This is a genomic window from Saprospiraceae bacterium, assembly GCA_016716185.1.
In the GTDB taxonomy this organism is placed as follows: Bacteria; Bacteroidota; Bacteroidia; order Chitinophagales; family Saprospiraceae; genus Vicinibacter.
In genome coordinates, this window is record JADJWV010000002.1 from 1,826,948 (window position 1) to 1,850,456 (window position 23,509).

At 39.0% G+C, this 23,509-nt stretch carries 19 protein-coding genes; 6 read left to right on the top strand and 13 right to left on the bottom strand.

Annotated elements, in window-relative coordinates:
- Nucleotides 1-3: 3 nt before the first annotated feature.
- From IPM34_09045 to folE, 3 genes are read right to left on the bottom strand one after another with little or no spacing between them, the layout of a single operon-like run.
- Nucleotides 4-531, bottom strand: coding sequence for a YqgE/AlgH family protein (locus tag IPM34_09045; protein ID MBK8955690.1), 528 nt, complete (start codon nucleotides 529-531; stop codon nucleotides 4-6).
- Nucleotides 532-578: 47 nt separating this feature from the next.
- Entirely contained in the window at nucleotides 579-1,466 is an 888-nt protein-coding gene (fabD, locus tag IPM34_09050; protein ID MBK8955691.1) for an ACP S-malonyltransferase, read from the bottom strand.
- A gap of 1 nt (nucleotide 1,467) precedes the next feature.
- Nucleotides 1,468-1,995 carry a GTP cyclohydrolase I FolE gene (folE, locus tag IPM34_09055; GenBank protein MBK8955692.1) on the bottom strand — a complete coding sequence of 176 codons (528 nt, stop codon included), beginning with the start codon at nucleotides 1,993-1,995 and terminating at the stop codon, nucleotides 1,468-1,470.
- 189 nt (nucleotides 1,996-2,184) lie between these two features.
- Here folE and IPM34_09060 point away from each other — a divergent pair, with 189 nt between their 5' ends.
- Nucleotides 2,185-3,261: a histidine kinase gene (locus IPM34_09060; protein ID MBK8955693.1), complete on the top strand. Its 1,077-nt coding sequence runs from the start codon at nucleotides 2,185-2,187 to the stop codon at nucleotides 3,259-3,261.
- Complete coding sequence (locus tag IPM34_09065) at nucleotides 3,239-3,958, top strand: response regulator transcription factor (protein MBK8955694.1); 720 nt, start codon at nucleotides 3,239-3,241, stop codon at nucleotides 3,956-3,958. Before IPM34_09060 ends, IPM34_09065 begins: the two co-directional genes overlap by 23 nt.
- 88 nt (nucleotides 3,959-4,046) lie before the next feature.
- Here the strand turns inward: IPM34_09065 and IPM34_09070 are convergent, their stop codons facing one another.
- A complete protein-coding gene (locus IPM34_09070; protein MBK8955695.1) occupies nucleotides 4,047-6,518 on the bottom strand; it encodes a T9SS type A sorting domain-containing protein in 2,472 nt (823 codons plus the stop codon).
- Nucleotides 6,519-7,027: 509 nt separating this feature from the next.
- Here IPM34_09070 and IPM34_09075 point away from each other — a divergent pair.
- Complete coding sequence (locus IPM34_09075) at nucleotides 7,028-8,209, top strand: hypothetical protein (protein ID MBK8955696.1); 1,182 nt, start codon at nucleotides 7,028-7,030, stop codon at nucleotides 8,207-8,209.
- 45 nt (nucleotides 8,210-8,254) lie between these two features.
- Here IPM34_09075 and IPM34_09080 read toward each other — a convergent pair whose 3' ends face one another.
- Nucleotides 8,255-9,571 (bottom strand): deoxyribodipyrimidine photo-lyase, encoded by a 1,317-nt coding sequence (locus IPM34_09080; protein MBK8955697.1) that lies wholly within the window; start codon nucleotides 9,569-9,571, stop codon nucleotides 8,255-8,257.
- An 89-nt stretch (nucleotides 9,572-9,660) separates the two neighbouring features.
- On the opposite strand from IPM34_09080, the gene IPM34_09085 reads away from it, so the two are divergent.
- A complete protein-coding gene (locus IPM34_09085; GenBank protein MBK8955698.1) occupies nucleotides 9,661-10,560 on the top strand; it encodes a hypothetical protein in 900 nt (299 codons plus the stop codon).
- Nucleotides 10,561-10,739: 179 nt separating this feature from the next.
- Here IPM34_09085 and IPM34_09090 read toward each other — a convergent pair whose 3' ends face one another.
- The 3 genes from IPM34_09090 to IPM34_09100 are packed head-to-tail and all read right to left on the bottom strand — an operon-like array spanning nucleotide 10,740 to nucleotide 13,334.
- The gene (locus tag IPM34_09090; protein MBK8955699.1) at nucleotides 10,740-11,246 is read right to left on the bottom strand and encodes a hypothetical protein; all 507 of its coding nucleotides are present in this window, start codon (nucleotides 11,244-11,246) and stop codon (nucleotides 10,740-10,742) included.
- A complete protein-coding gene (locus tag IPM34_09095; GenBank protein MBK8955700.1) occupies nucleotides 11,243-12,019 on the bottom strand; it encodes a (Fe-S)-binding protein in 777 nt (258 codons plus the stop codon). The genes IPM34_09090 and IPM34_09095 overlap by 4 nt, the downstream gene beginning before the upstream one ends.
- A gap of 1 nt (nucleotide 12,020) precedes the next feature.
- Nucleotides 12,021-13,334, bottom strand: coding sequence for a (Fe-S)-binding protein (locus IPM34_09100; GenBank protein MBK8955701.1), 1,314 nt, complete (start codon nucleotides 13,332-13,334; stop codon nucleotides 12,021-12,023).
- Nucleotides 13,335-13,395: 61 nt separating this feature from the next.
- Between IPM34_09100 and IPM34_09105 the strand changes: the two genes are divergently transcribed.
- The gene (locus IPM34_09105) at nucleotides 13,396-13,890 is read left to right on the top strand and encodes a phosphoribosyltransferase (protein MBK8955702.1); all 495 of its coding nucleotides are present in this window, start codon (nucleotides 13,396-13,398) and stop codon (nucleotides 13,888-13,890) included.
- Here IPM34_09105 and IPM34_09110 read toward each other — a convergent pair.
- The 5 genes from IPM34_09110 to IPM34_09130 form a co-directional block, all read right to left on the bottom strand.
- Nucleotides 13,887-14,648 (bottom strand): patatin-like phospholipase family protein, encoded by a 762-nt coding sequence (locus tag IPM34_09110; GenBank protein MBK8955703.1) that lies wholly within the window; start codon nucleotides 14,646-14,648, stop codon nucleotides 13,887-13,889. The two genes, IPM34_09105 and IPM34_09110, sit on opposite strands and share 4 nt — an antisense overlap.
- A gap of 7 nt (nucleotides 14,649-14,655) precedes the next feature.
- Nucleotides 14,656-16,332, bottom strand: a complete 1,677-nt coding sequence (locus tag IPM34_09115; GenBank protein ID MBK8955704.1) for a lamin tail domain-containing protein — start codon at nucleotides 16,330-16,332, stop codon at nucleotides 14,656-14,658.
- Between the two features lie 113 nt (nucleotides 16,333-16,445).
- On the bottom strand, nucleotides 16,446-19,703 hold the full coding sequence (locus IPM34_09120; protein ID MBK8955705.1) for a TonB-dependent receptor: 3,258 nt from the start codon (nucleotides 19,701-19,703) through the stop codon (nucleotides 16,446-16,448).
- A gap of 159 nt (nucleotides 19,704-19,862) precedes the next feature.
- Nucleotides 19,863-20,768: an amidinotransferase gene (locus IPM34_09125; protein MBK8955706.1), complete on the bottom strand. Its 906-nt coding sequence runs from the start codon at nucleotides 20,766-20,768 to the stop codon at nucleotides 19,863-19,865.
- Between the two features lie 24 nt (nucleotides 20,769-20,792).
- Nucleotides 20,793-21,602, bottom strand: coding sequence for a queuosine precursor transporter (locus IPM34_09130; protein ID MBK8955707.1), 810 nt, complete (start codon nucleotides 21,600-21,602; stop codon nucleotides 20,793-20,795).
- A gap of 53 nt (nucleotides 21,603-21,655) precedes the next feature.
- Here IPM34_09130 and hscA point away from each other — a divergent pair, with 53 nt between their 5' ends.
- Entirely contained in the window at nucleotides 21,656-23,509 is a 1,854-nt protein-coding gene (hscA, locus tag IPM34_09135) for a Fe-S protein assembly chaperone HscA (GenBank protein ID MBK8955708.1), read from the top strand.

Here is a 23,509-nt window from a genome sequence, read left to right on the forward strand (position 1 = left end):
TTGTTAATTCATGAGTTCATCACCTTCTAGCGAAGACAACGCGCTGAAATGATATCCTTTGTACTCGAGTATATCTTTCCAAAGCTGTTCAGGTTTATTTTTGAAAATAAAATTAGGCTCCATATCAGAGACCAGCCAGGACTTGGTCTGTAACTCTTCTTCAAGCTGGTCTTTTGACCATCCGCTGTATCCCACATAAAAGCGGATATTATGCGATTGTATAAGTTGGCACTCAATGAGAAATCGCAGCTTTTCATAATTTCCACTCCAATAAATCCCCCTTGATATTTTTATGGAATCTTCCAGCAAGTCTCCAACGTTATGAATAAAATACATGGAGTTGTTGTCAACCGGGCCCCCATAATGCACCGGTGCTTCAAACTCACCAAAGTCCGTTGTTAAATCCTCCAGTTTGACGTCCATTTGTCTGTTTAAAATAAAACCAACGGTACCTTCATCTTTTGTATAATCTGCAATGAGCACAACGGTTCTCTTAAAATTGGGATCCATCATGAAAGGTTCAGAAATCAGGACTTTGCCAGTTTCTAAAATCGGTATGCCTTCAGGTTTCAACATAATTAAATTGCTTGGATGGGAATTTCGCGGTTTATTCTTTTTAAAAATCCGCTTAATACGGTTCCATTTCCTCCGACTTCGAAAAAGTTTTGAAATCCATCTTGAATCATGTTTTGCATGGTTTGTGTCCATCGAACAGGTGAAGTCAATTGCGCTTTCAAATTTTCTTTGATTTTTACAGGATCTGTCTCTGGCAAAGCATTTACATTTTGATAAATCGGACAAACAGGTGTTTGAAATGCTGTTTTATCGATGGCCGCCTCAAGTTCCAATCGTGCAGGTTCCATCAGAGGAGAATGAAAAGCACCTCCAACAGCCAGGGTAATAAATCTCTTGGCTCCGGCTTCAGTCATCAGTTTCTCGATCGTTGAAATCCCCTTGAGGCTTCCTGAAATGACGAGTTGTCCCGGACAATTATAATTGGCTGCCACGACCACATCTTCTGTAAATGCATTGCAGATTTCTTCTATTTTCGAATCATCAAGTCCGACGATAGCAGCCATAGTTCCAGGATTGATTTCGCAAGCTTCTTGCATGGCATGGGCTCTGATGTTGACCAGTTTGAGGCCATCCTGAAAACTAAATACTTTAGCCGCTACCAAGGCTGAAAACTCGCCCAGGCTGTGTCCGGCAACACCTTCGTATTGCAACATTTTCCCCTTGGTTTCTGCACCGATCACAGAATGAATGAAGACGGAAGGCTGCGTGATCCTGGTCTGCTTCAGTTCATCGTCTGAACCTTCAAACATCACTTCCGTAATTTTAAAACCCAGTAAAGCATCCGCTTCATCAAATAACTTGCGGGCATCGGTATTCTCCTCGTATAAATTTTTACCCATGCCTTTAAATTGGCTGGCTTGTCCTGGAAATAGCAAAGCTGTTTTCTGCATATCAGATCGAATCAGATTGTATTAAATTGAGAAATTCATTTCTCGTTTCCACTTTTCGGAATATTCCGGTAAATGCCGATGTTTTTGTAATTGAATTTTGTTTTTGTACGCCACGCATCATCATGCACATATGCCTGGCTTCAATTACGATCGCCGCACCTAAAGGATTTAGTGTGTTTTGAATACAGTTGAGGATTTCATGAGTGAGCCTCTCCTGAACCTGCAATCTCCGGCTGTAAACATCGACCAGTCTTGCCAATTTGCTGAGTCCGACGATGTAACCATTGGGGATATAAGCAATATGCGCTTTTCCAAAAAAAGGCAACATGTGGTGCTCGCATAAGCTGTACAATTCAATATCCTTGACCAGGACCATCTCGCTGTATTCTTCCTTAAACATGGCAGATCTCAGGACATCTTCCCCTTTCAAACTATAACCTTGCGTAAAGAACTCCATGGCTTTTGCAGCTCTTTCCGGAGTTTTCGCCAAGCCCTCCCTTTCTGGATCTTCACCTACTTCTCCCAGCATTTTAAGGTAGATGGTCTCCAATTCATTATTTTTTAAAGATTGCACTAATTTAATTTGAGTGTAAACGCTTTGAATCCTTCAATAGTTGAATGGTGGTCGGATTTAGGGTTAAATTAATCCTTTTTAAGATTCTGTAAATCGAAAAATTAAAAATTCAATCAGAACTGCTATTATTTTTGATATTCCATTATGAATTTTGGAAAAATGGACCTTCAGGGTCCTCATTTGTCGTCGGTATTCAAGGCCCAAAGCCTCATTTGGTTATTGTTTATTGCGCTGGGCTTCGTAATCAAACCGGTTCCCTGGAACTATTATGAAACCCTGTTCTGGGCGATGGGTAATACATTGTTTTATGTGATTGCCATCAACGTGAATTTATACGTACTGATCCCCGGTTTCATGTTCAGGCAGTCAATCCTGCCCTATCTTTCTCTACTGTTGGGAGTTTCTTTATTGCTCACACCTTTTGCCTGGATGTTTAATATGTGGATGGTTTCTGATTATCCCGATATGGAGGCTCGCTGGTTGACGTTGCCACAATTCCACTTTATCAATCTGATCGTGTTGAGTGCTTTAAGTTCCCTGATCAGAGTGCCTATGGATTGGTTAAAAATGCAGTCGGAGAAGAAGGAACTCATTACCCGTACTGTTGAAACGGAGCTTCAGTCGCTTAAAAATCAGATCAATCCTCATTTTTTATTTAATACACTCAATAACTTATATGCCCTGGCCCTTAAAAAATCTGACCAGGCGCCAGAGGTGGTTTTAAAATTGTCGGATATGATGCGTTATATGCTTTACGAATGCAATGAACGCATGGTTCAAATTGAGCAGGAGATCAGGTACATTCGCAATTATATCGAACTCGAAAAACTGAGATATTCTGCAGAATCGCAAATCATTCTCGAAGTAGATGAACAATTGGCTAAATACAAAATAGCACCTTTACTACTCATACCTTTTGTGGAGAACAGTTTTAAGCATGGAATGCAAACCAGTTTGGATCAGGCATTTATAAGAATTCGTGCAAAACTTGAAGGTAATGACCTCCATTTTACGGTGCACAATTCAAAACCGCAAACTACGCCCGAGCAGGCTAAGCCGAAACCCATAGGCGGAGTGGGACTGGTCAATGCACGCCGCAGATTGGAGCTTATTTATCCCATGCGTTATAAACTGAGTATTCAGGATACTCCAGAATCTTTTAAAGTCGAACTTCAAATTGATTTAAATACCTATACAAATGATACGAACTCTCATCATTGACGACGAGCCTCTGGCTATTGAAATTTTGGAAACCTATGTAAACCAAATTCCGGAACTCACCCTGGCTGGTAAATGTTATAATGCCATTGAAGCCAATAGATTGATTCAGCAGGAATCGATCGATCTGGTGTTTGCCGATATCCAAATGCCGCAAATGACAGGCATTGAATGGGTAAGAAGTTTATCCAATCCACCGTTGGTCATTTTTACCACGGCTTATCCGGAGTTTGCTGTCCAGGGATTTGAACTCAGCGCCGTAGATTATCTGTTAAAACCCATTGCCTTCGACCGGTTTTTGAAAGCGGTCAATAAAGCGATGTCTCAGATTGGATCTGTAGAGAGGAAGCCCGATAAGGATTTTATCAAGCAGGATTTTATCTTCGTCAAAGCCGATAAAAAATTAGTAAAGCTTCATTACGATGAAATCCTGTTTATTGAAGGCCTGAAAGACTACGTGATTATTTATACCGATCACAGTCGTATCGTTACGCTGCAGACTATGAAGTCACTGGAAGAAAAGTTACCCGAACAGTTGTTCGTAAGGGTTCATAGATCCTATATCGTCAACCTGGAGAAGATCAATTCCATTCATTCCGACGATATTGAAATCATCGTCAAAGGCCAAGCCAGGCAGATTCCGGTTGGTAATAATTATGCAGAGAATTTCAATAAGATCATCAGTAAAAAACGGATTTGAATGCAAGTTCCTAAAAATAAACAAGCCCCTTAACGGGGCTTATTTATTCTAACAATTTAGATTAAACTGGTTATATAAAAAACAGGGACTATCTAAGAATTTCAAATTTTTTAGTGATGGGACCCAGCGTGGTTTCTGCTTTGATCAGGTAAAGTCCGTTTTGTAATCCCTCCAATGTAATGATGTTCTGCTTGGCGTTCGGGTTATCGATGCTCTGTATTAAACGGCCGTCAATTGTACAAATTTGAAGAGCTTGAATTTCATTTTTACCATTCAGGTGCAGTTTAATATAATCACCTGCTGGAACCGGATACAGCAGTAAATTAGTTGGATCAAGAATTACATTAGGCTTTTGCTTTGCAATGTTTATGTGTGCAACTTGATTTGGTATTTCTCTATATTGATTACCATCGAATGCAATAATATTATTAAAGTAGAATGGTATTTTTAAGGTGTCATCATCTTTTCTGAAGCCACCGATATCGTCTTCAACAATAAATGAAATCAACTCAACTCGGCCTCTCCCAGACACTTTCTTACCATTGGACCTCCCAAATGCGCTTTCCAATCTACCATCCCAGGGCTTTTTATACATATGCAGGACTGAAGCATTTTGGGCTGCCCATTCCTGATCGTAAAACTCGACTCCAAGTGTCGATTCTATAACTACATCAGTATTGTAATCCAGCTCATAAGCATATCCAGATGCATTAATTACCGGATATTGTTCTTCTCCGAGATGCACCTCGATCATAGCCAAATCACCTGAATCCACATTGGGGGTGAGTACCACCAGGTTAAAAGGAAATTCTCCTCTATCGTAAACAGGTCTTGGTACCAGAGAGTGTTGCTTCCTGTAGAAATTCGAAATGTATACGGTATCGCTTACGTTAATCTCGCCGTTGCCATCGGTATCGGCATGTTTTAAATTGGCAAAACCGTTGGTCAATACATCATCCCAATCATTAGATCTCAAAGCTCTGAAGTTTGGAGTAGATTGATATGTTCTACTTTTACCGGTATCACCCAGGTGATAAGCAACTTCCAGTAAATCGAGCATCGTCACTTCCCCGTCAAGATTCACATCACCCGGCCACACACAATCTCCAGCACAATGTTTTGTACAGTTTTTAGATTCATCATACACATCCACCTGACATTCAGCCACAATACATTCGTTGGTAGAAGGAATGCAATATTCTACTGTAAAATTTCTCAATCCAGCATAATCCTTAGGTGTATGAAAAACCAAAAGATTATACCCAAAAACTGTATCCTTACAACCTTTGTAGTCTAAATACAAGGTATCGTAACCCGGATAAAACTTAACGCTGTCATCCGGTGAGCTAAAATCATATGCATCGATGGGAATGTGGTAACTAATAACCAGAGGTACGTTTTTCGGAGTAGCGAATTTGTACATGGTCCTGGTGTCTGGTTCCCAATTTCCAACAAATAATTTTACGACTCCATATTCACAGGAAGTTCCTTGAGGACAAACTTTGTAAGTAAATTCCTGGACCCCTTCGTAATCAACTTCCGGCTGATATTCGAAATTGCCGGCATTATCAATTTGTGTCAATAAACCACGGGAAGGAGACTGATCTAGTAAAAATGGCCATTTCTTTACGATGTCGTTTTCGGCAATGTTAAAGACAACCGTCGAATCTTTTGGCAGAAAAATAAAATCGTTTACGACAATTTTATTTTGTGCTTTCATTGAGTATACTTCTACAAAAACGCTGCGATAGTGTCCGTTGCTTTGAACAATAAATGTGTCTTTCCCTACAAATGAAGTGATGGGTTTATAAAGAACTGAAAAATCCGTATCAAATACCAGGTATCCGTTTTTAGGATTCTTATATGAAGTATAACCCGATTGAGGCAGAGATACTGAAACAGGTGTTGCTTTGGGGGTGCCCCTGTAAAGAGTATCGTTACTCAAATTGGCCAGATCGACAACATTGATGATGATACTTGCATCTTTACATAAACCAAGAGTATCGCAAACGGTATAGTTGATGTATGCTACACCTATGAAATCTGTATGAGGACTGAATCTTATTGTCGAATTATTGAGTTTTGTAGCGCTAACATTATTCTGCGAAGAGATATTCTTAATGTACAAAGCTGATGATCCTAAGGTCGAGCTGTCGTTCGATAAGGGAGTCACATCCATATCTCCACTGTTCATCTCTACCTGGTAAACATCTTTTCCAATGACCATATTCGATTTGAGCACCTCAAAAATGAAACTCAAGTACTTAAATTTGCCATACAGGTCTTTGTACTCATAACTTGCAGTATCCTTGCCAATAAAACCAGGCGTAGGAATATATTCTACCTCAGGGTCATATTTGCTCCCAGAGAGGATGAATTCTCCATTGGCTGTTGAATCAATAATAACACGATTGGACTGGTAGGTATTAGGAATATAACTTATTTCATTGTCTTTCAGCAGCTTAAAAACCAAATAAGGCCCATTTATTTCTTGCGCCTTTAAGCCTATCGACAATAACAGACCGAGAACAACGAGGGTGTAAGTCCTGTTTGTTTTCATAACCAGTAATACAAAAGTAAGCATTTATCCACATTTGCAAGAATTATATTCATATTTTTTATATTTATATAAGCATAATTTATAATGTCTTAATTAAGATTTTGCTTTACAACTATATATATATTAAATTAATATTTAATATGAAGGGCCTAATTCATCAAGATTTGATCAGGCTGGTATCTTTCTTCGAACTCCAAAGTAAATCTAAGCCATAAGCCAATATCTTTTTAAGATTCTCAAATTTTATCTATCTTTCAGCAGCTATGACGGACTCGAAATTTTACCGATTTCTTCAGGAACTAAAACTTAAGGAATTAAAGCGCTTCCGGAAATACCTTGAGTCTCCCTATTTTAATTCCCACCCTAAAATTTTAAGACTTTATGAAATATTTGAATCCCATCTATTGTCTCGTGCGCATTTAGAACTTTCCAAGGAGACAGTATGGAATGATTTATTTTCTGAAGAATCTTTTGATTATGATAAGCTCCGGAAGCTGCTTCACAATTTAATGGAACTAGCTTACTCGTTTTTAGCACAACAAGCATATGATGAAAACCCCGCTGCAAAATCAACTAATTTACTAAAAATATTATCTATCAAACAACTTGATGATTACATGCCGGCGGTAATTAGTTCCGGGATAGGCAACTTAGAAAAAATTCAAAACAAAAATGGAGAATTTTATTACGACTTGTATTCAATTGAGAAATACAAATACGTTTTAACCAATGTCGAATCTTCTCGCATCCAAAAAACAAATCTTCAAAAACTAAATTTAAATGTTATCGACGATTATCTAAATATTTTTTTTATTTCTGAAAAACTTCGCAATTATTGCCTTATTTTAAGTTGGAGTAAAATGATCGACATCAATACGGAATTGCCTCTTTTAAAAGAGGCAATTCAAATCGTGCAATCGAACTTTTATCCAAATATTCCTGCTATATCAATTTATTATCAAATTTATCTTACGAACATCGAGCCCGATAATCTGGAACATTATTTTAAATTAAAGAACCATTTGAAGGATTATTTGCATTTGTTTCCTCACAGTGAAGCGCGCGATATTATAAATGCTGCAATTAATTACACCATTCAAAAACATAATTCAGGCAATTTGAATTTTTACAAAGAAAACTTTGAACTTTACGATGAATCGATAAAATCAGGGCTCATTTTTATCAATAACGAAATTTCTCCCTGGGCTTTTAAAAACATTGTAACATTAGCACTTCGTCTGGGTCACTTTCAATGGACTCAGAATTTTATAATTGAATTAAGTCCCAAAATCAATAAAGATTTCCGAGATAATGCTGTAAACTACAATCTTGCGTCTTTATATTTCTATCAAAAAAACTATGATCAAGCAATTCCCTTGCTTCAAAAGGTTCAGTTTGATGAATTGAATTATGGTTTGGGAGCAAAGTCCATTTTGTTGGCTTGTTATTATGAATTGGATGAATTCGACCCCCTCTTCTCGCATATTGAAAGCTTCAAGGTATTTGTAAAAAGAAATAAATCAATTGCGGAAGATCGAAAAAAAAGCTATTTGGAACTTATTAAATATACAAAAGAACTTTCGAGCTCTAAACACGATCAAAAAACTTTGAAGAAATTGAAATCGGCAATCGAACAATCACAAGCCATGAGCAAAAAATGGCTGCTTGAAAAAGTCGATGAACTCCTCTAATACTTTTATCGCTTCTATTTTTTTTCTTCTATTCGAATCGGAAATTCATTTCAACAATGCCTTTTTAAATACATCCAAACAGCGTTTTCTTGCAAAGGTATGCTCCACAATAGGCTTTGGATAGTCATACGTATCCAGTTCCGGAATCCATTTCTGAATGAATTTTCCATCCGGGTCAAATTTTTTTTGCTGTGCTTCGGGATTAAAGATTCTAAAGTAGGGCGCTGCATCGGTTCCACATCCTGCTGCCCATTGCCAGCCTCCATTGTTGCTGGCTAAATCAAAATCCAATAACTTTTCTGCAAAATAGGCTTCTCCCCAACGCCAGTCGATGAGCAAATGTTTGACGAGAAAGCTTGCGGCGATCATCCTCAACCGATTGTGCATGAAGCCTGTCTCATTGAGTTGGCGCATACCCGCATCGACCATGGGATAACCTGTTTCACCCTTACACCAGGCTTCGAAATGGGATTCATTATTGTCCCATGTAATGCGATCATAAGCTTTCTTAAAACTCCCAAATTCGACATGCGGAAATGCCTGCAGGATCATGCTGTAAAAATCGCGCCAGAGCAATTCGCTGAAAAAAGTTGGGTCGAGATGAAAAGCCACATTCGCAAGTTTGCGGATCCCGATCGTACCAAATCGCAGATGAATACCCAGTTTGGTTGTCGCATCGAGCGCCGGAAAATCTCTTTGTCGGGCATAAGACTTAATCAATGTTTCATCCACGCTTTCGTCCGGAAGGTTTAAACTGCTTTTTTTAAAACACATTTCTTCCAGAGCTATCAAAGGAATTTGTTCTGATTTAAAAAATTGGTCCAGCTGGTCTTTCACAGGATATTCACCGAAGGGTTGATTTGAATTTTGTTTGTTTTGCTCCAGCTTCAGAAGCATTTTGTTTTTATACGGAGTAAATACCGTATAGGGTTCTCCGTTGTCTTTTAATACTTCTTCTTTTTCAAACAGCACGTGATCCTTAAAATCAAAAAAACCAATTCCTTTTGATGCCAACAAAGATTTTACTTTTTGATCTCTTCTGATTGCATAAGACTCGTAGTCGCGGTTGGTATATACAGCATGAACCTGATGCTTACTTATCAATCTTTGCCAAACATCTTCGGGTTTCCCGTATTCTACCAACAACTCCGAGTGTAAAGCCCTCAATTCCGATTTTAACTTCTCAAGAGCCTTGAAAATAAATGTGACCCGTGCATCCGAACGATCAGAGAGCTGATCCAGGATGTTCTGGTCAAATATAAATACCGGAATCACGGGCAGTCCGCTTTTTAAGGCATGATACAGACCTGCATTGTCAGCAAGCCTGAGATCCCTCCGAAACCAAAAGAAATTGAATTTCACCTAATCCGAACAAGCTTCTGAAAAATTCGTTCAAAGCAGAAAAGCCTCAAAGCTGATTTAAAGTGTAAATTTGCCGGAAAATCAATCAAATGCGATACTTCATCTTCATTTGTCTAAGTGCAGTGCTGCTGACTGGCTGCAAACAAAACAAAGATTACGACCGAAAGGCTTTGGCCGAACTCGAGAAAAACTTTGAGAGCAATCCTGTGGATTCCACTTATGATAAACTGCTCACTTCCTATCTCGAAATCATGCAGGAGCATAAAGATAATAAAGCGATTGTCGAGGAAATCTTGTACAAGGCATCACAAGCGAGCAAAAAGATGGATAACTGCCGTCAAATGGTCATTTTTCTGAATAATCTGATCAAAAACCACTACGAACGCCAGGATACCCCTGACAATCTCGCTGAAATGATCAGATGCCTCCGCAAAATTGACAAAGCCTATGCTGCAGACATTCTTGCCATTTGTTTTGGAGAAGCATATCCCAATCATCCGTCCAAAGTAGAGCTCATGGCAGGGCTTCAGCGGCAGCAATCTGCTACCGAATTTCTTGCAGAATTGGCAAAATCTATGTTTCCGGACACAGGCAGTTATAACAAGGATGTTGCATTTAATTATGTCGATGCCTGTGAAGCCTATGCACTGGTTCTCCCCCACTCTGAAAAATCACCTGAATTTTTATTCAGTGCTGCACAAACCGCCAAACTGCTACAAACTTATGACAAGTGCATCAGCATTTTCGACTGGATCATTGAAAAGTATCCGACTCACCCCAAAGCAGAGAATGCAAGTTTTATGAAAGCTTTTCTTTTTGACAACGATCTGAAAGATACAGCCGTAGCCAGAAAATTTTATGTTGAATTTATCTCGAAATATCCTAAAAGTGAGTTTGTCGATGATGCCCAGATATTAATTCAGAATCTGGGTAAGTCTGAGGAGGAAATCCTGGAAGAAATACAGCGGAAGAATCAGGGGGCGCAATAAGCTGAAAGCGAAAAGCAGGAAGCTAAAAGAGTTAAGCTTTGCCATTCTATTATGTTCTTTCTTAAATTGGATAAATTTTCAATAACATTTGTAGATTTTATTAAAATTTTATTCAACCAAGTCCTGATGCCGTTAAATTATCAAAATGGAATCTCTTCTATCAAAACATTTCAGAGCTTTCAGCTTTCCGCTTTAAGCTTTATGCTATCTACAAACCTCCTCTGCCAGCTATCTTTCAGCGGCTTGAGCCAGGATTTTTGAAAACTAAGTTTATCCGCAACCAAGGTGTCAAAAAATAAAGTTTCGAGGTTGATCTTGCCGGTTTCAAAAGCAGATTGAAGTTCATTGAGGGGGATAGACGATAATTCATTGTCCGCTAAATAATAAAGATATTGTCTGTTCAGAAAATCAATCCCAAGGGATTGTCCTAAATTTCGAACAAACTGAACGGAGCCATCGATGCTGCAGCCACCAGGTTTGTTGCCGGTCTCATCAACAATAAAAACAATAAAGTATCCATGCAACAGTCCACCGGTCGCTTTAACAGCCATTTGATGGCTGCTCCAGTTTTTAGCATAAAGAAATACCTGATCGTTGACGCTCGAAACCAGATCTTCGGGTACAGCTTTGTCTGCGGCATAAATCCAAATCCGCGAATGATCAGGAAAACTCAGGAGATCCATCATGCTTTCATATTTTGAAGTACCAATTCTGCAAGATCGTAAACCATCACGCGCTCCTGTTGGTCTTTAGCTTTTACACCATCGCTAAGCATCGTAAGGCAAAACGGACAATTGGAAACAATCTTATCAGTTCCGTTGGCCAACAATTCTTCTGTTCGTTCAATGTTGATCCTTTTTTCTCCGGGTTCGTCTTCCTTAAACATTTGTGCACCTCCGGCACCACAACAGAGTCCGTTTGTTCTTGACCTTTTCAATTCTTTGATCTCTATTTTTAATTCCCGGATCACATTACGGGGAGCCTCGTAGATTCCATTTACCCTCCCTAAATAACATGAATCGTGATAACTAACTGTCGTTTGCCCGATGGGGTCAATGGAAATAATTTTGCCTTCCAGGATCAACTGGTCTAAAAACTGACTGTAGTGTAAGACTTCGTATTGACCTCCCAAATCCGGGTACTCATTTTTCAAAGTATTGAAACAATGGGGACAAGTACAGACGATTTTTTTTACCTGGTAAGAATTCAGCGTTTCAATATTCTGCAAAGCCAGCATCTGAAATAAAAATTCGTTGCCAGCACGTCTGGCTGGATCACCCGTACATTTTTCTTCATCGCCTAATATCGCGTAGGAATAATGGATGCGGTTTAATATTTCGCAAAACGCCTGCGTTACTTTTTGTGCTCTGGCATCGTAACTTCCTGCACAACCCACCCAAAAGAGGATGTCAGGTGTTTCACCACGAGCCAATACTTCACTAAGAATTGGAACTTTCATATCAGCTGTTTTGTGACCATTGAGTTCGTGAATCGGTCATTGCCCAAACACATTGGTTGGTTTCAAGGCTATTGAATACAGGCAACCATTCCGGAGGTCCGCCACTGTTCATCAATATATCATATCTCCGCAACTCAAGTATGGGTTGCAGGGGGTTGATCAATACCGGACAGGCTTCTACACAAGCATTGCAACTGGTGCAGGCATAAATTTCTTCTTTTGATATACGATCGAATAAGGATTTGCCGTCCGTTATTTCAATTTCACCGTTTTCCGCTTTTTGAAACGCTGATTTTTTAACCAGCTCCTCGCTCCGGTCGCGAATATCCATCATAATTTTTCGAGGACTCAATTTTTTACCGGTCAGATTTGCAGGACAGACTGCTGTACATCGACCACATTCTGTGCAAGAAAAAGCCTGTAAAATATTTCTCCAACCCATCTGATGAATATCAGAAGCACCAAAATATCCTTTACTTTCTTCTGTAGCGACTGCTTCCAAACCGAACATACCTCTAACTTCATTTTGTATTTCGGGAATGTTTTTCATACGACCCCGTTCATTTGTGTCGGCGAAATAACTGTTGGGGAATGCTAAAAATATATGAAGATGTTTGGAATAAGGAAGATAAACAATAAACCCAAAAATGACAAGTACGTGCAACCACCAGAAAAACCTTTCAGAAAAAACTGCAATGTCCTGCAATGAACTCTCAAATAATGGCAATGTAAATTGCGAGGATAAATAAAATCGCCCACCATCCGGATATATATCGGGCTGTTGGATCTGGAGATATTGATACGCACCATTCATCATCATGATGCTTACAATCAGCACAATTTCTCCCAGCAGGATCATATTCGCATCTTTGAAAGGCCAGCCCTTTAATTCAGCTGATTGAAATCGTCTGACTTTGGATACATTTCTTCTCCAAAGGAAAATAATAGTTGCTATCAAAGCAAGTATGGACAGCCATTCGATTGTATTGATAAGTAAAGGATATAAAAAACCAATTTTGTTTGCGAAAAAACGGTGATTTCCGCTTACACCATCAACCAGAATTTCAATCGTTTCAATTTGGGTAAAAATAAAAGCCAGATAAATAAAAGCATGAAAGATGCCGGAGACCGGTTTTGCAAACATTTTCCGCTGACCCAACGCAAAAAGCAGCATATTTTTCCAGCGGGATGCTGCAGCTCCTGATATATTTTCACTCTGACCAAGTTGGATGGCCAACCAGATTTGCCGGTATTTTGAAAAGGAAAAATAAACGACAACGGCCAAAACCGTTAAAAATGCTAAAGCCTGAATCATATTTCTGTATACAAATTCATATAAATATTAGATTTTTGTACCCTCATCAGGGCTTAAAAATATGATTATTCTCGAGAAACAGCAAATTCAACAAAAAATCAAACGAATGGCCATGGAAATCTATGAACGCCATTCAAACGACAAAGAGATTGTTATGATTGGAATTCATGCTAAGGGTGCATTACTTGCAGACGAGATCTGCAAAGAGTTAAAGAAATTAAGTCCTTTGATCTGTACACAAGCTTCTTTACATCTAAATAAACTGAAACCGACCACAGAACCCATAACGCTAAGTGTAAACATTTCGGTTCTAAAAAATAAACCCCTCATTGTTGTCGATGACGTGGCCAATTCGGGCAAAACCATGTTTTATGCTCTTGGAAGTTTGTTGGGTTCAACTCCACATTCCATTGAAACAGCAGTGCTCGTTGAACGTTTGCATAAGCGATTTCCGGTGGAAATCAGTTTTGTCGGTATAAAACTGGCAACAACGATCAAAGAACATATTGAAGTCAGCCTTCAGGCTGAAGAGGATTGGATGGTTGAGCTTAGTTAGTTACTGAACTTGTAGTTTTTCAAAGCTTCGTGAGCAGCATCATATCCCATATCATAAAGCTTTTGGTAATCTCCCAAAACATATTTCGAAATAGCCGAAATTTCATTGGATTCAATTAAAATATTGCAAAGCTGTTTATGTTCCAGTGTATTGTTGTTGATGTTCAATTCCAGAACCCTGGAAACTATTTTAAATCCTGAGTTCAATTCTACGGAAGGAACAGATACCACTGGCGTCAGGCTGGAACCAATTAATAAGTCGCATTGCTGCCTGATAATGGAAGCCGGTAAATTCATCAGAATCCCGCCGTCGAGATAAAGATCGGCTCCCATTTGTACCGGTTTAAAAAGCATGGGCACGGAACAAGAAGCCAGGATGGGATCGATCAGATTTCCTGAGCTAAAAACTTCCAGTTTTCCTTTCGAGATATTTGTTGCTGTCACGTAACACGGAAAGTTCATGTCCTCAAAATTTTCTTTGAGAAGGTGTTGTTGAAGAATTTCCCGAATGTACTCCATTCCAATCAATCCTCCGGAAGGTAATTGTGGTTTAAAAAACTTGAACCATCTGGCTTCAGCAGCGATTTTAAAAATAGTTTCAGCAGATAACCCGGATGCATAGAGAATTCCTATCAACGCACCTACGCTGCTGCCCGAAAGGATATCTGGTACTAACTTTTTTTCCTCCAGCGCCTTGAGGACACCAATGTGATAAATGCCCCGGGCTCCCCCACCCGACAATGCAAGTCCAACTTGCATCTTATTTTTATATTTTAATAAATTTAGCCTGGAAGGATTTAGTTCCAATCAATTGGATCCAATAAATTCCGGGATCCATATCCAACTCCACACTATGAGTAAATTTTTGACTCATAACTTGCTTTCCATTCACGTCCGTGATCTTGATCCGGGTAAATGGTACATCTGATGTGATATAAATCATATCATGTGCAACCGTAGGAAAAATATAAATCTCCTTAGGATTAATATCAGCATTTTTGGTAACCAGTTCTATATCGGACAAATACCTCGGCATAATTTGATAATTATCAAAATAGGGGCTGGAGGCATCAAACTGAGACCCAATACCGGTCACATTGAATTTTCCGGAGGGCGGCATAGTACCATGAATGTTCACATCGTTATCGATGCGGAGATCAAATTCTCTGTTGCCATCCGTAATTTTTGCGGTAAAACCAAGCGGATTGTTTGTCCATGTCATAGGATCTACCAGTTCGACATTTTTAATCTGTATAAGTTGAGATTCCGTAGTTTCGTCGAGTAAGTTGACAATTGTGGGCAACACAAGTGCAGCACCCGTTGAAAGAAGCTTGAGACTATCCAGATTAATTTGAGCCAAACCGTTGAATTGTGTTGCTAAACCCTTAATGCGAACCACATCACCTTCATTGACGGTGTAATTTAAATTTCCGCTTGAAAGGAAAACACCAATACCATCATTGGCATTGTCGATAATGGTAAATTGCAATCCGGCCGGCCTCAGATTGACTCCATAGACCGTACCCTCAACCGTACATCTTTTATCTACTGAATCGATGACGCCATTGGCATTGGTAGTTCTAAGCAAGGCTATAGGAATATCGGGATAATTGACATCTTTATTCTTTACCCTTACCACACCTGTCATACCGGAAGGCCCATGGATGTCGCATTGGTATTCATAAGTACCTGCGGTATTAAATTGATGAATGAATGACCAGTTCCCTGATGCAGGTGGTCCGCTGTAAAAAGATTCTGGATTATCCCGGAAAATCGATTGGTCGCCATTAACATTATGCAGTCCACCTCCATTGATCCATTCTACCTGTTCCCCGACATAAATGCTGATATCGTTTGGAATAAAAGAAGAAGCCATTAAATTCACGGTATGGTCGGCACATGCTACCTGATTGGCATTACCCGGAGAACCCAGGACAATTTTGGCATTTACTTCTTGCTGGGTATTACTTACAGAAGCTCTCCAATAAACTTGCATGGAGTTATCGGCCGTGACCCTGCAAAGTTCGAGACTGGCACCGTTGCCATTGGTGCTGCTGCTCCATGAACTGAAGTAATGTACACTATCGACAAAATTACCAGCAGCATCCAACAGTGTAATCACTTCATCTGTATTTCTCAATCCACCTGATACCCATTCCAGACCTTTTATCTGAAAGATGGAATCCAGACGAACACTATCTACACAGACTACGATGTACGAACCAGCTTGTAAAACCGTATCTGGAAAAGTAAAAACTACAGCATCCGGGATCTTGTAATCATTAATATTAACTGAATTATTACCAGCATTGTAAAACTCAATATATTCCAGAAAATCGGTTCCGCTTTCCGGAGGATTGTACATGATTTCTGAAATGACTATTTGCGAATAATTGAGTTGTGTCATTCCAATAACAAAAAGAATGGAAAGTAGATTCTTCATACCATGTATTTTTCTCAAAGATAAAAAGAGTCTGTTAAAATGCTGTATCCTGAATATTATAATAAAGGCCTTGCTGTAGAGCAAGGCCTTTATGAGATCTTTATGAATTTTTCCTAGAAAAAATAGCGTGCACCCAGACGCATTTCCCAGCGGGATGATCCGTTGAGTATATCCAGACTTGCTTTACCACTCTCAGAACCTCCTCTATAAGTAAAAGTTGGTTTTGTAACCAGGTTGTTGTTATTCGCATCAGCAACCAGTTTTTCAAAAGTCATCAATTGGTAGTTGTTGAAATCATTTCCAGGCACGGTATACCTTACGCCCCAATCTGAATTGATCAAATTAGCAAGGTTGAAAATGTCTGCAGAAATCTGGAGGGTATGTCTTTTACCGTTTACAAACAGTGAGAAATCTTGTTTAATTGCAAGATCGAGATAACTGGTATAAGGCATCCAGTTGCTGTTCTTTTCAGCATACTTGCCTCTGTTTGCACTTAAATAACTGTCTGAAGATATAAACGCATCCAATTTTGCCCATTGTTCTGCAGCGGTTACTGTTTTACCTGAAACAGTATAATCCACTAAATTAATTTCTGAAATGTCTTTTGGAATATAAATAAGGCTTCGGTTTCTGCTTGTACTTCCCACTTCATTATTGACATTTTGGCCACTGGTACCTCCTATCACATAGGAATATGGTGATCCGGTTTTTCCTTCGTAAAACAAGCTGATCGTGGTTGCAACATGTTTGCTTCCAAACCAGTTGAATTTATAGGATAAACTCGAAATCAGACGATGTCCGGCTGCATAATCTGCCCGTCCAAAAGTAGGTGTATTTCTTCCATCTACACTTATTTGACCTCTCCATTGTGAAGAGTTTTGAGAAGAAGTAGCATCCATTAGAGAATTAGCATCTCCATAGGTGTAAGCAAGCAATGCATTCAAACCGAAACTAAAATTCTTTGCCAAAGATGCAGTTATGGTATAAGCATCTCCTTCATCTGTATTACTGGCTACATAAACTGCACTGTATGTGGGTTCAATGGACTTTCTGGTATGGTACAATCTGTTGTCGGCCGAACTGGTCCACCGGAATGCTCCGTTTTCGTCGTTGTTAATTTGCGTATAGACCACGTTGTTGGTAATTTTGGTATAAACTCCTTCAAGTGAAAAGTTAATTCCTTGAGGAAGTTTAAGATCCAATCCCAGGTTTCCTTTGAGCACCTGAGGATATTTAAAATCTTTTACAAACAAATCATACTGTCCTGATGGAACTTTAAAGTTGGGATTGGAATATTGGTTATTGACATCTGACCTGAAAATTGCTCCGCCAGGAATATCTGACTGTGTAACACGCCCTAATGTAAGCCCGTTATTGGTATAGATGGAACCTGGCCAAACAAACGGAATACGGCTCGTAAACAAGCCTACACCCCCACGAATGATGGTCTTTTTATTGTTGTTTACATCGTAAAGGAAACCTACTCTTGGAGAAAACATAAGTTGTCCGTCCGGGACTTTTCCACTTTCGACTTCGTTTGCCAAATCGCTTTGTGCTTTCAACTTTGGCAAGGCAGTATTATTAAAAAATGTATCAACAGCAGGATCGGTAGTCATAACGGGCATATCCAACCTTAAGCCAGCAGTGATCTTTAGTTTATCATTAATTTCCCAATCGTCCTGGACATACAATCCCAATTGCATGGCTTTAAAGATACCCGCTGCTTTAGAACCGTCACCGGTAAGGCTGTCGACAAGCGAATAACTTCTTACATAGGATCTTGCAGGCAAATCATTTAAAAACCCACTTAAAGAATCATATGTATAGGTACCATAATTTTGGCCTATAAAGATATTATACATGTCGTAAAATTCATTGTGCGTTCCAATCGTAATGGTGTGCGCACCATTGTAAATTTTAAAGTTGTCAGTAATTGTGAAAATATCCTGATTTAACTCATTTGCAGTTGAAAACTCCTCAGAACCAATGCGAATACTGGTATTTCCTCCGTTATTGATTATTAAATATGGAAAATCATTACCAATAGGATCTCTGTCGTCCCGTACAGTGGTATAACCGAGAATCAGGTTATTGGAGTACTTGTTTTTAAATCTGGTATTTAATTCAAGCGCAGTGCTGTTTGTTATTGAAGGAAATAAAATACCTGTATTTTCAAAATTGATCCGCGTGGTCGAACCTGCAGTTCTGTCGAGTTGTTCGCCTTTTGTATAATTATGGCGAAGCGTCAATCTGTTATTTTCATTTAGGTTGTAATCAATTTTACCAAACAATTTCAATCCATCGAGTTTATCAGAAGTATTGCCAAAACCACCTGGATCATAACCATACTTTGAAATCAAGGTTTGTCTTAGACTTTCCAGGTCCGCTTTTGTAGATAACCCTAAATAAGTCTCAACATCAAATGGTGCAGGTGTTTCATCCTTTTGAACCTCCACATTGGCAAAAAAGAAAAGCTTGTCTTTCTGAATGGGCCCTCCTAAAGAAAATCCATAAGTCTTCTCTTCGTATGGGTTTAATTTCGATCTGGTCAGACCGTATCTATCTGTATAAGTGGTGTTTGATTTGCCGGTAAGGCTTTCATTTTGAACAAAATAATAAGCAGTACCGGATAAAGTATTGGTACCTGACTTGGTTACAGCATTGATACCGCCTCCGGCAAAGCCACCGTAGGATACATCATAAGGTGATAATACAACCTGTAGCTGATCGATAATGTCAATCGAAAAAGGGCTGATACCAGTTGAGCCCCCATTTGTACCGGAAGAAGCTAGTCCATAAACATCATTATTTACAGCACCATCAATGTATATAGCATTATATCGGTTGTTCATTCCTCCAAAGGAAATTCCATCAGAGTAAGTAGAAGCCTGAGGAGTTAATTTAACAAAATCATCGATGTCGCGATTGATCGTTGGAATGTTGGCAATTTTTTCAGAAGATATTTGAGTACCGGTACCGGTCATTTCACCCAATGTTCCAACTTTCGCAATTACATCTACGGTGGTCAGTTCAGTAGTTGTTTCGTTGAGAGCAAAACTGAGCTTCTTGTTTTCTCCCAATTCAAAATAAACGTTTTCCCTTTGCTCGGTGGAATAACCTACATAAGTTACTTTAATGGTATAAGGCCCACCTACCCGCATATTGGGAATGTTATACCTACCATCTTCCCGGGTATTCACTGCGTATGCAGTACCGGAAGGAGTATGAATGGCAAATACGGATGCGGCAATCAAAGGCTCTCCTTTGGAATCACTGATCAAACCGGATAATTGGGAAGTGGTAACACCTTGGGCAAATGACATACTGTTGGAAATCAACACCATACAAAGCACCAACAAAGGTGTAACCATGCAAGTCGTTAAGTTTTGTTTCATAATTGAGTTTTTTAGATGAAGGGACGAATATCAAACAAAGTTAAGAGAACTTAAAAATACATATATTAATTTATTATAAATAAAATTAGATTTTATATATAATTGATTTATAATAAATTATACAGCTATCCTGGCTCAAAATAGTTCAGCAATCATGCACCGAGTGCTGCCTCCTCCTATTTTTTCGATGGTTGGAATAGGTATGGAAAGCAATTTGGCATGACGTTCGAGTGTAGCTTTTTGTTCGCTATTCAAACTTTCGTAGGCCGTTTGTGACAGAACCAACAACTTGTCATTTCCGGCATTGGTAAGCTCCAGCATGTTGCCGGCAAACTTCCCCATTTGATCAAAACTAATATCTACAAGTTCTTTTCCTGTGGTTGCAAAAAGATCTGCAATAATTTCGCGCTGATTGGCTTGTATGGCTTCCATGCAGCAAACTACAAAGTCATGACCAATTGCCATTAAGACATTGGTATGGTAAATTGGCGAACCATTTTTGTCGCTTGCATTGAAATAGACAATTTTATAATGGCTAAGCATAGAAAAAGTATCCAATGCCCTGATATCGGTTCTGGGGCTCAAACAAGCATAAGCTAATTTGTGTTCCCGGTCAAGGACCATCGAACCGGTACCTTCCAGATATTTGCCTTCTTCCTCCAGAATTTCCAGACTATATCGCTTTACATAATTTTGTTGTTTTTCGAGAAAATTTAAAATATCTTCTCTCCTTTCGAGTCGTCTGACCGGTGCAAACATCGGATAAGTGAAAATGATATTTCCATCATGAGTGGAAAACCAGTTATTCGGAAAAACTGCATCCGGTAAAACCAAATTCCTTAAGTCTTCAAAAACAATGACTTCAACACCGTTATTTCTCAAAATCTCAACCATACCATCAAACTCTTCTTTTGCCTTTTCATCAACCCGTTCTATCGAATGATCATTGCTTTGAAACCGATTTGTTTCGGCCGTTTCGTTATTGAATCCGAAATGTGCGGGTCTGATCATCAGAATTCTGTTCGTAAGTTGCTTTTCCATTACGTTGATTATTTATAAAGTCACTTATGCGTCTGCCATCGCATTTTTTCTCAATTGCATCGCGATTTCTTCCCCTAAAAACCATTTAATGCATGCATGTAATAAATATAAAAAAGGAGTTAAAAGTACTGCCACACTTAATTTATAGATGTAATTTACCGTACCAATCGCTAAAACCGTTTGCAATGGCCATTGTGCACCCAGATAAAAAGCTATAAAAAGCACAATGTAACTATCAAAGAACTGCGATATGAATGTGGAGCCTGTCGCACGGAGCCATATATTTTTTTCTCCTGTCACAGATTTTATGCGTCTGAACAAAACAGCGTCTAATAATTGAGCGAAAAAAAACGCAACCAAGGAAGCCACAATAATCTTCAAACCTTGTCCAAATACCAGATTATAGGCTGTATTGTAATTTCCAACTTCAGAAGCAAGTTGGTTCCGATTTTGATCATCAGTTATTGAATTTAAATGTGAATGAATCCAGAAATCTGCCGGAACAAGCTGGATGGCCATATATATTATGAGAAATGAATAGGCAATCATCCCAATAGCCAGATAGGATAATTTCATCACTGCTTTTTTTCCGAAATATTCATTAATGACATCCGTAAGTATGAATACAACAGGCCAGATCAGTACCCCGGCTGTTAATTGAAAACTGAGATCACTTTGTCCAAAAAATGAAAAACTGAAGGCTTGAATTCCCAGAGTTTTTTCAAGACTAAAAATTTTTACTCCTATGAACTCAGCTACCAATGCATTGGTAATAAAAACAGCGGCTAAGACAATAAACAATTGATTCGACTTATTTTTGGCCGTTTTTACCATCACAGCTAAACAAATCTTGCTTAAATAAGTTTACGTTGTGCATATTAGGATAGATGGCTAAATTCGGAATTGACTTAAAGACGGGAAATCTAACTACAACCAAAGAAATAGTGGTTGGAATTGATTTGGGCACCACCAACAGCCTGATGGCCTATATGGAAGGCGACCACCCTGTCATTATCCCCATTGGTTTTGACGGAAAAGGCATTTTAGAATCTGCAATATTTCTGAATGATAACGGGAATGTAGAAGTTGGACATTATGCCCGGCTTAAAAGAATGGCACATCCTCAAAACACAGTGTATTCAGTCAAAAGATTGTTAGGGAGAACCATCGAGGAACTTCGCGAAAAAAATATTGAGCTCCCATATGCTGTATTTGGACAGCCGGATTCCGGGGCCATTAATATTTTAATCCAGGATAAAGTATTTTCACCAGTTGAAATTTCTGCCTATATTCTGAAGGAAATGAAATCAGAGGCTGAATTTATTCTTAAACAAAAATTAAGCAAAGCAGTCATTACGGTTCCTGCGTATTTTTCAGATGCACAAAGACAGGCCACGCGCTCGGCAGGAGAATTGGCTGGGTTTGAAGTCTTGCGCATCCTCAATGAACCCACAGCGGCTTCCATGGCTTATGGAATGGGACTCCAAAGAGATGAGGTCAAACACATCATGGTTTACGATTTAGGTGGCGGAACATTTGATGTGTCTATTTTGAGAATCGAAGATGGAATTTTTGAGGTACTGTCAACAAATGGCGACAATTTTTTAGGAGGTGATGACATCGATAATGCCATTTTCCAATTTTGGCTGCATAAATACCCTATTAAACAAAATGATTTAGTCAATGAAGAACTTAGAAATTTAGCAGAGTTAGCTAAAATTTCATTGAGTTCGAACGACATTTTTGAATCTATTTTTTATGGTCACAAAATTCAATTTACAAAAACAGAATTGGAAAAATTGTGCTCTCCATTTATTGACAAGACAATAGAATGCTGCCAAAAAGCACTAAAGGACAGTACGCTAAGTGTAAAACAATTGGATGAAATCGTCCTGGTAGGTGGCTCTACCCGATTGACAGCCCTAAAGAATATCCTAAACCGAACATTTGGTATTTCGATAAACGATTCGCTTAATCCCGATCAGGTAGTTGCCCTGGGTGCAGCCATTCAGGCTGATATTCTGACCGGAAATAGAAAAGATTATTTGTTGCTTGATGTAACCCCCTTAAGTATTGGAATCGAAACTATGGGTGGATTGATGGATACCATCATCCCAAGAAATTCTAAAATACCCTTAAAACTTGCAAAACAATACACCACCTACAAGGATGGGCAATCCAATATCAGAATTTCAGTCTATCAGGGCGAAAGAGAATTCGTCAAAGACAATATCAAATTGGGCGAATTTGTTTTAAGTGGAATTGAACCTATGCCGGCTGGATTGCCCCGCCTGGAAGTCGTATTTTCAATCGATGTTGACGGAATCCTTTCTGTAAATGCTACGGAGTTGCGAAGTAAGGTCAACCACTCGATAGAAATAAAGTCTTCCTTTAAACTTGATCAGGAAGAAATCGCAAAGAGGTTGATGGAATCTGTAAAAATGGCGGAAATTGACATCGAACAAAAGGCCCTGACCGATGCCCTCAATGAAGCTGGATACATTCTTGTAAATGCCAGGAGATTTGCAAAAAATAACAACTCCCTACTGGAGGCTGGCGAAATAGAATTGCTTGCTGCCCAAATAGCCCAACTCGAATCTTCATTAGCCCTTACTTCTGCTAAAAGCATTCAAGATTCCATAGAACAATTCAATTCTCACACCTCAGAAATTGCTCATAAAATTATGGATTTACAAATTCAAAAATCCTTATCGGGGTATTCCGTAGATAAATTAACTTAG